This window comes from Streptomyces sp. IMTB 2501 (assembly GCF_001953885.1).
Taxonomy (GTDB): domain Bacteria; phylum Actinomycetota; class Actinomycetes; order Streptomycetales; family Streptomycetaceae; genus Streptomyces.
Genome location: NZ_MQUS01000057.1, coordinates 1 through 12,951, shown reverse-complemented (window position 1 = coordinate 12,951; position 12,951 = coordinate 1). Strand labels below are relative to the sequence as shown.

General features: G+C 73.6%; 12 protein-coding genes. 3 read left to right on the top strand and 9 right to left on the bottom strand.

The genetic code is table 11. From position 1 onward, the window contains the following. Positions 1-22: 22 nt before the first annotated feature. Complete coding sequence (locus AV521_RS44770; protein WP_076097698.1) at positions 23-1,045, bottom strand: M56 family metallopeptidase; 1,023 nt, start codon at positions 1,043-1,045, stop codon at positions 23-25. Between the two features lie 51 nt (positions 1,046-1,096). Beyond that, positions 1,097-1,522 (bottom strand): BlaI/MecI/CopY family transcriptional regulator, encoded by a 426-nt coding sequence (locus tag AV521_RS44765; RefSeq protein ID WP_076097696.1) that lies wholly within the window; start codon positions 1,520-1,522, stop codon positions 1,097-1,099. 233 nt (positions 1,523-1,755) lie between these two features. Here AV521_RS44765 and AV521_RS44760 point away from each other — a divergent pair, with 233 nt between their 5' ends. Beyond that, positions 1,756-3,081, top strand: a complete 1,326-nt coding sequence (locus AV521_RS44760) for a glycosyltransferase (protein ID WP_256725987.1) — start codon at positions 1,756-1,758, stop codon at positions 3,079-3,081. Continuing rightward, a complete protein-coding gene (locus AV521_RS44755) occupies positions 3,078-3,842 on the top strand; it encodes a polysaccharide deacetylase family protein (RefSeq protein WP_076097693.1) in 765 nt (254 codons plus the stop codon). The genes AV521_RS44760 and AV521_RS44755 overlap by 4 nt, the downstream gene beginning before the upstream one ends. On the opposite strand, the gene AV521_RS44750 is transcribed toward AV521_RS44755, so the two are convergent. The 5 genes from AV521_RS44750 to AV521_RS44730 form a co-directional block, all read right to left on the bottom strand. Next, positions 3,830-4,498, bottom strand: coding sequence for a response regulator transcription factor (locus AV521_RS44750; RefSeq protein ID WP_076097692.1), 669 nt, complete (start codon positions 4,496-4,498; stop codon positions 3,830-3,832). The genes AV521_RS44755 and AV521_RS44750 overlap by 13 nt on opposite strands. Further along, positions 4,495-5,760: a histidine kinase gene (locus tag AV521_RS44745; protein WP_179023870.1), complete on the bottom strand. Its 1,266-nt coding sequence runs from the start codon at positions 5,758-5,760 to the stop codon at positions 4,495-4,497. Before AV521_RS44745 ends, AV521_RS44750 begins: the two co-directional genes overlap by 4 nt. 71 nt (positions 5,761-5,831) lie before the next feature. After that, entirely contained in the window at positions 5,832-6,683 is an 852-nt protein-coding gene (locus AV521_RS44740) for a hypothetical protein (RefSeq protein ID WP_076097690.1), read from the bottom strand. Beyond that, positions 6,680-7,618, bottom strand: a complete 939-nt coding sequence (locus AV521_RS44735; RefSeq protein ID WP_076097688.1) for an ATP-binding cassette domain-containing protein — start codon at positions 7,616-7,618, stop codon at positions 6,680-6,682. Before AV521_RS44735 ends, AV521_RS44740 begins: the two co-directional genes overlap by 4 nt. A 127-nt stretch (positions 7,619-7,745) precedes the next feature. After that, positions 7,746-8,639, bottom strand: a complete 894-nt coding sequence (locus AV521_RS44730; RefSeq protein WP_076097687.1) for a cyclopropane-fatty-acyl-phospholipid synthase family protein — start codon at positions 8,637-8,639, stop codon at positions 7,746-7,748. A gap of 136 nt (positions 8,640-8,775) precedes the next feature. On the opposite strand from AV521_RS44730, the gene AV521_RS44725 reads away from it, so the two are divergent. After that, a complete protein-coding gene (locus tag AV521_RS44725) occupies positions 8,776-10,683 on the top strand; it encodes an alkyl/aryl-sulfatase (RefSeq protein WP_076097685.1) in 1,908 nt (635 codons plus the stop codon). Here AV521_RS44725 and AV521_RS44720 read toward each other — a convergent pair. Further along, positions 10,673-11,851 carry a CdaR family transcriptional regulator gene (locus AV521_RS44720; RefSeq protein ID WP_076097684.1) on the bottom strand — a complete coding sequence of 393 codons (1,179 nt, stop codon included), beginning with the start codon at positions 11,849-11,851 and terminating at the stop codon, positions 10,673-10,675. The two genes, AV521_RS44725 and AV521_RS44720, sit on opposite strands and share 11 nt — an antisense overlap. 137 nt (positions 11,852-11,988) lie before the next feature. After that, the coding region (locus tag AV521_RS44715) for an HAD-IC family P-type ATPase (protein ID WP_143658761.1) at positions 11,989-12,951 on the bottom strand (963 nt) is incomplete at its 5' end.

Here is a 12,951-nt window from a genome sequence, read left to right as displayed (position 1 = left end):
AACCCTGAACTGAGGCTGCGGGTCAACCGAGATGTTCTGGGCGCCCGGTCCGCATGTGGTGCTCGCAGCAGCCGTGGGGCGGCCTGACGTTGAGGTCTTCGGGGCGGGAGGCGCTTGGCCGGGTGAGCGACGCGGTGCACTGGGCGCGTTGTGCGTCGTCGAGCATCTTGTCGCTGTCGGAGGTGGCGTTGGCCAGGCCGGCGCAGCACAGGGTCAGCAGCAGGGCTCCGCCGGCGATGGGGAGGGTGCGACGAGGCGGCGGAGGGGCCAGGAGGGCTCGGACCCGCTGGGGTACGGCGCCGCCGGTGACGGCGAGGGGCGGGGTGATCGCCGTGCGGGGCGAGGATGCGAGGGCGGCCCGTCCGACGGCGCGGGCGACGACCCGCCGGCTGCCGACGCGCGCCGCCGCCTCCTCGTCGGCCCAGCGCTCCAAGGCGAAGCCGCCGGCGTCGGCCAGCGGCCGCAGCAGCGGGTTGAGGGCCGCGGCCAGGCGCCACAGGCTCTGGAACACGTGGTGCCGGCCGCGCAGATGGGCTCGTTCGTGCGCCAGCATGGCCTCGCGCTCCTCGTGGTCGAGGCAGCGCAGCATGCCGCGTGACACCACGATGCGTCCGGGCGCACCGGGCAGGGCGAAGGCGTGCGGAGTGTCGTCGTCGACGACGGCCAGTTCGTTGTCGCCGGGCAGGCGAGCGCACTCGCGCCGGGCCCACAGGAGGTGGCGGGCCTGTCGTACGGCGGCGACGAGCAGGGAGGCGGTGCCCGCCAGCAGGACGAGGGCGCTGATGACCGCGACGACGAGCAGGACCGGATCCTCGGCCCGCAGCGCCGGCACCGACCAGCGGCCCTCCGCCGCCACCTCGGGGATCTGGGCGATCCCGGTGAACGCCAGGAGAGCCAGCGAGCCCGCCCAGCCGACCGTCGTCACCAGCGCGGTGCACGCCAGGGCCCAGGCCGCGCGGCGCGGGGCGAGCCGGCGGGCCAACCGCGGTGCGCACACGGTCAGTACGGCCGTGACGGCGAGCGGAACGTAGACGCTGATCAGCACCGGCTCACCCCTTGTCGTCCGAGCGGAACGCAAACGCCGACCGGCACCCGCTCACCTCTTGTCGTCCAGGTTCCCGGCGCCGCCCTGGCCTTCGTGCCCGGCGAGCAGCTGGTGCAGCAGTCGCTCGTCCTGCCGGGACAGCTCGGAGACGAATCGGGTCAGCACCGCCTCGCGGTCGGAACCGCCCTCCAGGAGCGACTTCATGCGCTGTGCGGTGTGGGACGCCTCGTCGCGGGCCGGCTCGTAGGCGTATCCGCGGCCCTCGCGGTGCCGGACCAGCATCCCCTTGTCGTACAGCCGGGACAGGATCGTCAGCACGGTGGTGTAGGCCAGGTCGCCCGGCAGGCGCTCCAGGGCCTGTCGCGCGGTCAGCGGACCGTCGGCGGACCAGAGGGTGGCGAGCACGTTGCTCTCGAGTTCGCCGCGGGCCCGCCTGCCGGATGCGCCGCCGGCCTCGTCGTCCCTGGGGTGCTGCACCGTTCCTCTTTCCGTCGCCTTGCGTTCGCACAGGCTACCCGGCGGCCTTCTACTAGTTGTAGGAGGTAAGCTGCGGGCTTTGAAGACCGAACTACTACAACTTGTAGTTACTTCGTGCCCTCCCATGTCTCCGCCCACGCGTCCTCCCATCTGCGCAGAGGAAAACCATGGCCAATCCCGGACTCACGCTTCCGCGATCCACGACTGCGGATGTTCTGCCGGCGCCCCGCACGATGGCGACGCACTCGGACCGGGTCGCGATCGTCTCGGCGAGTGTCGGCGCCGGCCACGACGGCGCCGCCGCCGAGCTGGAGCGCCGCCTCACGGCGGACGGGCTGGTCGTCGACCGGCACGACCTGCTGGATCTGCTGCCCGCCGGACTCGGCCGGGCCGTCCGGGACGGCTACCACCGCATGCTCGTCCGGGCCCCCTGGGCCTACCAGCGGATCTACACCGGCACCGAGCGCGCCGGTGGCAGCGGCCCCGCGGCACGCGCCCTGCTCCGTGCCGCCGAGGACCGCGTACTGCGCGCCCTGCACCCCGGCATCGGCGCGGTCGTCTCCACCTACCCCGGAGCCAGCCGGGTGCTGGGCAACCTGCGCCTCGCCGGACGCCTGACCGCCCCCGTCCTCACCTACCTGACCGACTTCTCCGTGCATCCGCTGTGGGTGGCCGACGGTGTGGACGTCCACCTCGCGGCCCATGCCGTGCCCGCCGCCCAGGCACGGGCCGCCGGAGCCCGGGACGTCCGGGTGTGCGGGCCGGTCGCCGACCCCCGGTTCCACCCGTGCGGCACGCCGGAACGCGACCGCGCCCGGGCCAGGTTCGGGCTGCCGTACGACGCCCCGCTGGCCCTGCTCGTCGCCGGGTCCTGGGGTGTCGGGCCCGTCCGGCAGGTGGCGCGCGAGCTGCGCGACTGCGGAGCCGCCGTCCCGGTCGTCGTCTGCGGCCGCAACGAGGCCCTGGCCCGGCAACTGGCCGCGGACGGGATCGAGCACGCCTACGGCTGGGTCGACGACATGCCCGGCCTGATGCACGCGGCCGACGTCCTCGTCCAGAACGCGGGCGGGCTGACCTCTCTGGAGGCGTTCGCCGCGGGCCTGCCCGTGGCCAGTTACCGCTGCATACCGGGTCACGGCCTGACCAACGCCGCCGCCCTGGAGGAGGCGGGCGTAGCCACCTGGATCCGCGACCCGGCCGACCTCAAGGGCGTGCTGTGCGATCTGGTCGACGGTCCGCTGGGGCCGCGGCAGCGGGCAGCGGGGCTCGCCCTGTTCGCGCAGTCCCCGGACGACGGCCCGGCGGCCGAGATAGCCCGCGTCCACCGCTCGGGTCCGCCGTCCCTGCCCACGCAGCCCGGCGCCCGCAGGCGCAGCCGCCGGCGGCGGCGGCTCGCGGTCACCGGTACGGTGGCGTGCGCGGTGTGGGCCTGCGCGGTCGGCACCGGGGTCGCGACGACGTACGACGCACCCGCCCTGCTGCACTCCCTCGGCCACAGCCTCGACCTGGACCTCCTCGCACCCGGCCACGACCACGCTCCGGAAGGGCACCACTCGTGACGACGCCCCGTCCGCTCCGGGCGACCGCCCTGGCCGCCACCGCACTCGCGGCCCTCCACTCCGCACCCGTCATCTCCACCTTCGGCCCGCTGCGCAACCGCGTCCTGCCCCGCCTCTCCGGCCGGGGCCGGCCGGACCACGTCGCGCTCACCTTCGACGACGGACCCGACCCCCTGTCCACCCCCTTCTTCCTGCGAACGCTCGACCGGCGCGGCGTGCGCGCCACCTTCTTCCTGCTCGGCAGCGAGGCCAACCGCTCCCCCGGCCTGGTGCGTGACATCGCCGCCGCGGGCCACGAGATCGGCATCCACGGCTGGCTGCACCGCCCCCTGCTGCTGCGCGGCCCGCGCGCCACCTACGACGACTTCGCCCGCGCCCGCGACACGGTCGCCACGATCACCGGCGACCGGCCCACGCTCTTCCGCCCCCCGTACGGCGTCATGTCCACCGCCGCCCATCTGGCCGCCCGGCGTCTGGGCCTCACCCCGGTGCTGTGGACCTGCTGGGGCGAGGACTGGACGGCCCGGGCCACACCGGAGTCGGTCCACCGCACGGTGGCCGCCGACCTGGACGGCGGTGGCACCGTCCTGCTCCACGACTCGGACTGCACCTCCGCCCCCGGCGCCTGGCGTTCGGCCCTGGGCGCCCTTCCCCGCATCCTCGACACCTGCGAGCAGCGGGGCTACGAGGTCGGGCGGCTGTGCGACCACGGGTGGGCCGGCAGCGCCGTGAGCCACGACTCGTCGGCTCAGCCCGCCTGAGGCCGGGCCAGGCCGCGGTCGTAGGCGAAGATCACCGCCTGTACGCGGTCGCGCGCGCCGATCTTGGCGAGGACGCGGCCGACATGCGTCTTCACCGTGGACTCCGAGAGGACGAAGCGGGCGGCGATCTCGCCGTTGGTCCAGCCCTTGCCGATGGCGACCAGGATCTCGCGTTCGCGGTCGGTCAGGGAGGCCAGTCGCGGGTCCTCGGCACCACCGGCGGTGCCGGGGGGTACGAGGCGGGCGAACTCGTGGAGGAGCCGGCGGGTGAGCGCGGGGGCGATGACCGCGTCGCCGACCGCCACGGCACGGATGCCCGCGAGCAGTTCCTCGGGCCGGGCGTCCTTGAGGAGGAAGCCGCTGGCCCCGGCACGCAGGGCCGCGTGGACGTACTCGTCGAGGTCGAAGGTGGTCAGCACAAGGACGCGGGAGCGGTCGCCGGCGGCGACGATACGTCGGGTGGCCTCGATGCCGTCCATGCCCGGCATGCGTACGTCCATGAGGACCACGTCGGGACGCAGTTCGGCGGCCTTGCGCACGGCTTCGGCTCCGTGCGCGGCCTCGCCGACCACCTCCGTCTCGGGCACGGAGTCGAGGAGCATGCGGAAGCCGTACCGCTGGAGCGGCTGGTCGTCCACGACGAGCACGGTGGTCATCGGGCACCGCCCTGGGGCGCGAGGTCGAGAGCGGCCCGCACCGTCCATCCCGTGCCGGCGGGGCCCGCGCTGACGTGTCCGCCGTAGAGAGCCGCTCGTTCTCGCATGCCCACCAGGCCGTGTCCTTCCTCGTTCGCCGTGCCGGGTCGCCCTGCCGGGTCGGCCGGGCCGGAGTCCTGGACGGTGATGGTCAGCCGCGTATCCGCCACGACGATCGCCAAGTGTGCACGGGCGCCCGCGCCGGCGTGCTTCAGGGTGTTCGTCAGGGCCTCCTGCACGATGCGGTAGACCGTGAGCTGCACCCCGCTGTCGAGGGCGTCGACGTCACCGGCGGTGCGGTAGACGACCTCCAGGCCGGCGGCGCGCACGCCTTCGCACAGCGCGTCGATGTCCGCGAGCCCGGGCTGCGGGCTCAGCTCGGCCTCGCCCCGCGGGCCGTCCGCCTCGCGCAGCACACCTAGCACCCGGCGCAGTTCGCCCAGCGCCTGCCGGCCGGTGTCCCCGATGAGGTGCAGGGCCTCCTTGCCCCGTTCCGGGGCGACGGCGGTGGCGTAGGCGCCCGCGTCGGCGAGGGTGATGATGACGGACAGGTTGTGGCCGACGATGTCGTGCATCTCGCGGGCCACCCGGGCCCGCTCGGCCGCGACGGCGAGTCTGCCGCGCTGGTCCCGTTCGATCTCCAGCCGGGCCGCGCGGTCCCGCAGGCCGGCCAGCTGAGCCCGCCGGATGCGGATCACCAGGCCGAGCGCGAGGGCCGCGGTGGCCGTGCTGAGCAGGAAGAAGAGCGCGTCCCAGACCGACACGGCCGCCGACACCCGTGCCGCGACCAGGCCCAGCGCGCCCGCCATGACCACACAGGCCCAGGGCAGCTGCCGTAGCCGCCCGTGCAGGGTCAGGCTGTACAGGGCGACGAAGAGGGCGACGTCCGCACGGAGTACGGCACCGAGCGACCACTGCAGGACGAACACGGCCGAGACGGCGCCGAAGGCCATGGCGGGCGCCCGCCGCCGCCACAGCAGCGGCAGCACCAGGCCGGCCTGCAGGGCCAGCATCCCGGCCAGGGGCAGCTGGGTGAACGCCAGGCGGAAGCGGCGGTGGCCGTCGCCGTCCCCGTCCGTCCCGGTCCCGTGGAGCAGGTCCGGCAGGCAGAACATCAGGAAGACCAGGACCACCACCGCGGTGTCCAGCACCCACGGACGGGCCCGGTCGGCGTGCCGGAGCCGCTGGCCGGCCCGGCCGAGCCGGGCGACCAGCGGCCCCATCCCGCCGAGATCTTCGGTGGTCACGGAATCCACCACACCATGATGCGATGCCGGTACGCGGACGTCGTTGCTCAGACGTCGCTGCGCAGCATCCGGTACGCCGCCCCCACCAGCGCCAGCGCCGTCCAGCCGAGGAAGACCAGGAGCCCGGCGCCGGGCGACAGCGTGGTGGAGTCATGGGTCAGGGCGAAGATCGACTCGCCCGCGTGGCTCGGCAGATAGGGGTCGATGTCGCTCTGCCACGAGGTGGGCAGCAGGGAGATCAGACCGGGCACCAGCATGAGGGCGGCGACCAGGACCGAGATACCGCCGGCCACGGACCGCAGCCACGCGCCCAGGGCGGTGCCGATCACCCCGACCAGGCCCAGGTAGAGCCCGGCGCCCAGCAGGCTGCGTACGACGCCGGCGTGGCCGAGGCCCAGGGCGGCGGGCGTGCCGGACACGATCTGGCTGCCGACGAGGAAGGCGACGAACGCGCCGGCGGTGGCGACCACCAGCGCGACGAGCCCGTACACCGCCGCCTTGGACCACAGCACGGGCAGCCTGCGCGGCACGGCGGCCAGGGTCGAGCGGATCATGCCGGTGGAGTACTCGCCCGCCGTGACCAGCACACCGAGCACACCGAGGGCCAGCTGGGCGAAGTTGGTGCCGAAGAGGGACAGGCTCACGGCCGTCGCGGTGGCGAAGTCGCGGTCCATGTGGCGGCCGGAGTCGAGGTTGGACTTGTAGTGGCTCGCGGCGATGACGCCGAAGGCGACCAGGAACAGCAGGCCCAGGCCGAGGGTGATCCAGGTGGAACGCAGGGACCACAGTTTGGCCCACTCCGAGGCCAGCACGCGCCGTCCCGTCACCCGGTAGCCGGGGCGGGGCGCGGCCGCCGGGGCGGTCTCGGGGGTCTCGGGTGTCGCCGTGAGGGTGCTCATGCCGCGCTCCCGGAGGTGTCGGTGCCGGTCGTGGAGCCGTGGTACTCGACGGCGTCCCTGGTCAGTTCCATGAAGGCCTCCTCCAGCGAGACGGCCTTCGTGGTCAGCTCGAACAGCGGGATCCCGTGCTCGGCCGCCTTCAGCCCGATGTCGCGGGCGGAGACCCCGGTCACCTGCAGTTCCTCGGAGCCGACACGGCCGGTGATCTCCACGCCCGGCCCTGCCAGCACGTCCCGCAGCCGTGCGGGATCCTGCGTCGCGACCTTCACGGTGTCGCCGCCCGCCTCGCGGACCAGGTCCCGTACGGTCGTGTCGGCCAGCAGCCGTCCCCGGCCGACGACGATCAGGTGATCCGCGACCAGGGCCACCTCGCTCATCAGGTGCGAGGAGACGAACACCGTGCGTCCCTCGGCCGCGAGCGACGTCAGCAGGTTGCGGATCCAGAGGACACCCTCGGGGTCCAGACCGTTCACGGGCTCGTCCAGCATCACCGTCTGCGGATCGCCCAGCAGCGCGGCGGCGATACCGAGCCGCTGTCCCATACCGAGCGAGAAGGCCCCGGCCCGCTTCTTCGCGACGCTGCCGAGACCGGCGAGTTCGACGACCTCGTCGACCCGGCGGCGCGGAATGCCGTGGGTCAGCGCGAGCGCCCGGAGATGGTTGTAGGCCGAGCGGCCCGGGTGGATCGACTTGGCCTCCAGGAGCGCCCCGACCTCCTGCAGCGGCGCCTGATGACGGGCGTAGCGGTGACCGTTCACCGTGACGGAGCCGCTCGTCGGCGCGTCCAGCCCGACGATCATGCGCATCGTCGTGGACTTGCCCGCCCCGTTGGGTCCCAGGAAGCCGGTCACCGAGCCCGGCTTCACGGTGAAGTCCAGGCCGTCGACGGCTGTCTTCTCCCCGTACCTCTTGGTGAGCTGCTGTGCGTCGATCATTCGCGTTCTCTCTCTCGGACCGCGGCGTCCGGCACGCCCGACGCCTCCTCCGCCACGCTAGGTCCGAGATCTCCCCGATCCGGTGGTACCGGGGACTGAACAGTGGCGGGCGGGTGGTACCGGGGTACTAGGGCCTGTCCGCCGGGCCGCGGTGCGGGGCCGCCTCGGTGTGGCGGGCGTGGAAGAGGCCCCAGCGGAGCAGTCCGCGGTGGGTGATGTCCGTCCACAGGGGGAGGTTGGTCAGCAGGCCGTCCAGGTAGGACGGGCCGATGACGGTCCGGAGCTCGGCCCTGCGGCGGTGCACCTCCTCGTCGAGGCGGGCGTAGTGAGTGGTGAGGTCCGCGGTGCGATCCTCGAAGCACGGCTTCAGTCCGAGTGCCGACAGGTGCTCCAGGTAGAACGACAACGTCGCCAGGCTCTGCACCCCGAGCCGGGACAGCGCGGGCCGCAGTGCCTGCGCCGGGGTCTCCTCGGCCGCCATGATGTCCGAGAAGACCAGTGCCCCGCCCGGTTTCAGCACGCGTACCGCCTCGGCCAGTGCGTGGTCCCGGTCCGTCACATGGCACAGGACCTCCAGGGACCACACCACGTCGAAGCGCTCCGCCTCGTAGGGGAGGTCGCAGAGGGAGCCGGTGACGACCTCGATCAGGCCGTCCAGCCCCCGCCGGGCGTTCGCCGCGCGGTGCCGCCGGTTGTGCTCCTCGCTGAGTTCGAGGGCCACCACCCGGCAGCCGAAGCGCTCGACGAGGGCGCGCGCCGAACCGCCGTACCCCGAACCGAGGTCGAGGACCGTGGCATCCGGGCCGAGCAGGTCCGCGACCCGGTCCGCGGCGTGCCGCACCGTGCGGCGCGAGGCGTCCGCGATCGCCTCCTGCGCGTGGGCGTACAGGCCGATGTGGATGTCCTCGCCGCCCCAGACGGCGTCGTAGAAGGCGTCGACGTCGCTGGTCTCGTAGTAGCGGCGGGTCGTCTCCTCCTCGTGATCCGGTGTGCTGCTGCCGTGGCTGGTGTTGTCGGTCATGGCGGATGAATTCCCGACGCCGACGGGGTCGATTCACCCCGCCTGCGATCACCTGCCGGTGGTTGTGATGTGTCAGCGGCTGCTCTGTGACGCGTCATCAGGCGCGTTCGCCCGGGGAGTGTGAGGATCGTCGGTCATGACCGGCAGTGAACAGGGGTCCCCGGACGGTGGGCTCGACTGGGGTGACGAGCAGGACTTCGGCGACGCGGACCGGGGGTTCCTCGGCCGGCTGGAACCCGGTGTGGTGCGGGACGCGCGGGGCCGGGTGGTGTGGGACGCGGACGCGTACGGCTTCCTGGACGGGGAGTGTCCGCCGACCGCGCATCCGTCGCTGTGGCGGCAGAGCCGGCTCGTGGCACGCCAGGGGCTGTACGAGGTGGCGGCCGGGATCTACCAGGTGCGCGGGCTCGATCTGTCGAACGTCACCTTCGTCGAGGGCGAGCGCGGGGTCGTCGTCATCGACCCGCTGATCAGCGCGGAGGTGGCCGCGGCCGCGCTCGGCCTGTACCGCGCGCACCGCGGCGAGCGGCCCGTGACGGGCGTGATCTACAGCCACTGCCATGTCGACCACTTCGGCGGGGTGCGCGGGGTCGTCGACCCGGCCGAGGTCGCGGACGGCCGGGTGCCGGTGCTCGCGCCGGCCGGGTTCCTGGAGCACGCGGCGAGCGAGAACGTCCTCACGGGAACGGCGATGGCCCGCCGGGCGGGTTACATGTACGGGGCCGCGCTGCCCAAGGGCCCGGCCGGGCAGATCGGCTGCGGCCTCGGCCAGACGACGTCGACCGGCAGCGTCGGCCTGATCGCGCCCACGCTCGACATCACCGCGACCGGCCAGACCGAGACCGTGGACGGGGTGCGGATCGTCTTCCAGCTCACCCCCGGCACCGAGGCCCCGGCCGAGATGAACTTCCACTTCCCGGACCTGCGGGTGCTGTGCGTCGCCGAGAACGCCTGCCACACGCTGCACAACGTGCTCACCCTGCGCGGGGCCCTCGTACGGGATCCCAGCGCCTGGGCCCGGTATCTGACCGAGACCGTGCGGCTGTTCGCCGAGGACACGGACGTCGTCTTCGGCTCGCACCACTGGCCGACCTGGGGGCAGGGCCGCGTCGTCCGTTTCCTGGAGGAGCAGCGGGACGCCTACGCCTATCTGCACGACCAGTCCGTGCGCCTGATCAACGCCGGGCACACCGGGACGGAGATCGCCGAGCAGCTCCGCTTCCCGCCCGCCCTCGACCGGGCCTGGCACACACGCGGCTACTACGGCTCCCTCAGCCACAACGCCAAGGCGGTGTACCAGCGTTACATGGGCTGGTTCGACGGCAACCCGGCCCGTCTGTGGCAGCATCCACCCGCCGCGGCCGCGATCCGGTACGTGGAGTTCATGGGCGGTGCGGACTGTGTGGTCGCCAAGGCCAAGGCGTCGTACGAGGCCGGGGATCTGCGCTGGGTCGCGGAGGTGCTGGGCCATGTGCTGTTCGCCGAACCGGAGCACGCCGAGGCGCGCGCCCTGCAGGCCCGCACCTTCGAGCGGCTCGGCCGGGGCGCTGAGTGCGGGCCGTGGCGCAACTTCTATCTGATGGGCGCGGCCGAGCTGCGCGACGGCATCCTCGGCACGCCGACCCGCACGGCCCCGGACGTCCTGGCCGCGCTGACGGCCGAGCAGATCTTCCGGTCCATGGCCGTACGGATCAACGGCCCGCGTGCCGCAGAGGCCGGACGGCTGCTGCTGCGCTGGGAAATCGGGGGGTCCGGAGGTCGTCCCCCGGGAGAGCACGGCGCCGGCAGCGGCGAGGTGTGGTCCCTGTTGCTGTCCAACGGCGCGCTGATCCCGATGGCAGGTGACGCCCCGCGCGGTGAGAAACCCGCCGTCGTGCTGCGGCTGGCCCGCGCCACGCTCGACGCCGTGCTGGGCGGGGCCTCGACCCTCGCCGACGAGATCGCGGGCGGCGCGGTGGTCCTCGAAGGCGACGCGCGGGCCCTGGTCACGTTCGGTTCGCTGCTGGACGCGCCGGACCCGGACTTCGCGATCGTCACTCCATGACCCCGGCGTCCGTCTCGCGCAGCAACAGGGCCGCGAGGACCAGGGCGGTGTTCCGGGGGTCGCCGAGGTCCAGGCCGGTCAGCTCCTGGACGCGGGCCAGCCGGTGGTCGACGGAGTTGGGGTGCAGACTGAGCCGACGTGCCGTGGCGCGGCGGTCCTGGCGCTGCTCCAGATGGGTGCGCAGGGTCTCGACGAGTTCGGGCCGGCCGGCCAGGGGGTCGAGCAGGCCGGCTATCCGGTCGCTGCCGGCGCTCGGACGGGACAGGTGGTACTCCAGCAACACGTCGTCGAGACGGTGCAGTCCGGGCTCCCGACCGCACGCGGCGGCGACCCGGACCACCTCCCGGGCCAGCCGCGCGGCGCGCGGGATGTCACCGGCCCCGGTCGCACCGGCCGCCGCCAGCCGCACCCCCGGCCCCGCCGTCCGGTGCAGCAACTCCAGGATCTGGCCGGGAGGTTCGGCCGTACCGGGTACGACGGCGTGCCCGCCGTCGGCGTCGAGCAGGGCGGGTACGTCCGTGTCGAAGCTCCGGTCCAGCGCGGCCTGAACGCGCCGCACCTGCCGCCGGACGGCCACCGGTGAACTCCCCTTCCCGGGCGCCCAGTTGTCGAAGCGCAGCCACAGCACCAGCGCGGGCCCGTCAGCGATCGGCCCGTCGGTGACCGGGCGGCCGTCCAGCAGGGCCCGAGCACGTGAGCGCCGCCGTTCGTGGTGTTCGGCGGCGAGGGCGGCCTGCTCGTCGAGATAGCTCTCGGTGACGGCTCCGACGACCTGGTCCGATGCGGTGAACAGCGCGTCGGCCAGTTCGGCGAGGGCGTCCCGCTCGCCCGGACGGGCGGTCTCGCGCAGCGCCCGGAACAGCTCCTTCGCGCCCAGGGTGTATGCGCGCAGCAGAAGGTGCAGCGGCATGCCCTCCTCGGCGCGCTGGGCGGCGCGCTCCTGGAAGTACTCCAGCGCGTCCGGCCGCGGCCTGCTCCCGCGCAGGAACAGCCGCATGCCGTGCCGGGCCGTCGCGGCGATCTCCATGTCCCTGACGTCGGCGGGCAGTTCGGCGTAGCCGCGCAGTTGCTCGAAGACGTCGCCTGCCATGCGCCGGGCCAGTTCGTTCACCCGCGGCTCGCAGCGGGCGGCGAGCGCCGCCGCGGCGGCGGACCGCTCGTGCACCATGAATCACCTCGCCGGATCGCTCCGCGCCGATTGTGATCCGCCACAGTAACGGGCGGGTGAGCCGCCGCTGACGCACCGGGGCCCGGTGGTCGTACGACCACCGGGCCCCAGCCGGCTGTTCGCCTTCCGGTCGGCCGCTACTGGTCGGCCGCCCGGAAGCGCCGCAGCCGCAGGCTGTTGCCGACGACGAAGACCGACGAGAAGGCCATGGCCGCGCCCGCGATCATCGGGTTGAGCAGACCGGCCGCGGCGAGCGGCAGGGCGGCGACGTTGTAGGCGAAGGCCCAGAAGAGGTTGGAGCGGATGGTGCCGAGGGTCTTGCGGGCGAGCCGGATGGCGTCGGCCGCGACGCGCAGGTCACCGCGGACCAGGGTCAGGTCGCCGGCCTCGATCGCCGCGTCCGTACCGGTACCCATGGCCAGCCCCAGGTCGGCCTGGGCCAGCGCGGCCGCGTCGTTGACGCCGTCACCGACCATGGCCACCGAACGCCCCTCGCCCTGCAGGCGCTTGACCACGTCCACCTTGTCCTGCGGCAGCACCTCGGCGATCACGTGCTCCGGGGCGATGCCCACCTCGGCGGCCACCGCTTCGGCCACCGCCTGGTTGTCGCCGGTGAGGAGGATGGGCGTCAGGCCGAGAGCGCGCAGCCGGCGGATCGCTTCGGGGCTGGTCTCCTTGACCGCGTCGGCGACCTCCAGGACCGCACGGGCCGCGCCGTCCCAGGCGACCGTGATGGCCGTACGGCCCGCTGCCTCGGCCGCGGCCTTGGCGCGCTGGAGTTCTGCCGGCAGGGTGATGGCCCACTCCAGCAGCAGCTGCTCACGGCCGACCAGGACGGCGTGCCCGTCGACGATGCCCTGGACGCCGAGGCCGGGGATGTTGGCGAAGTCCTCCGGGGTGGGCAGCGTACCGACCCGGGCGGCGGCCCCGGCGGCCACGGCCTGGGCGACCGGGTGTTCGGAGGCGTGCTCCAGGGCACCGGCCAGCCGCAGCACGTCCGTCTCCGTGGTGACATCGGTGGCATCCGTCGCGTCCGCGGCCGTGTGCACGGCCAGCAGGGTCATCCGTCCGGTGGTGACGGTGCCGGTCTTGTCGAGGAC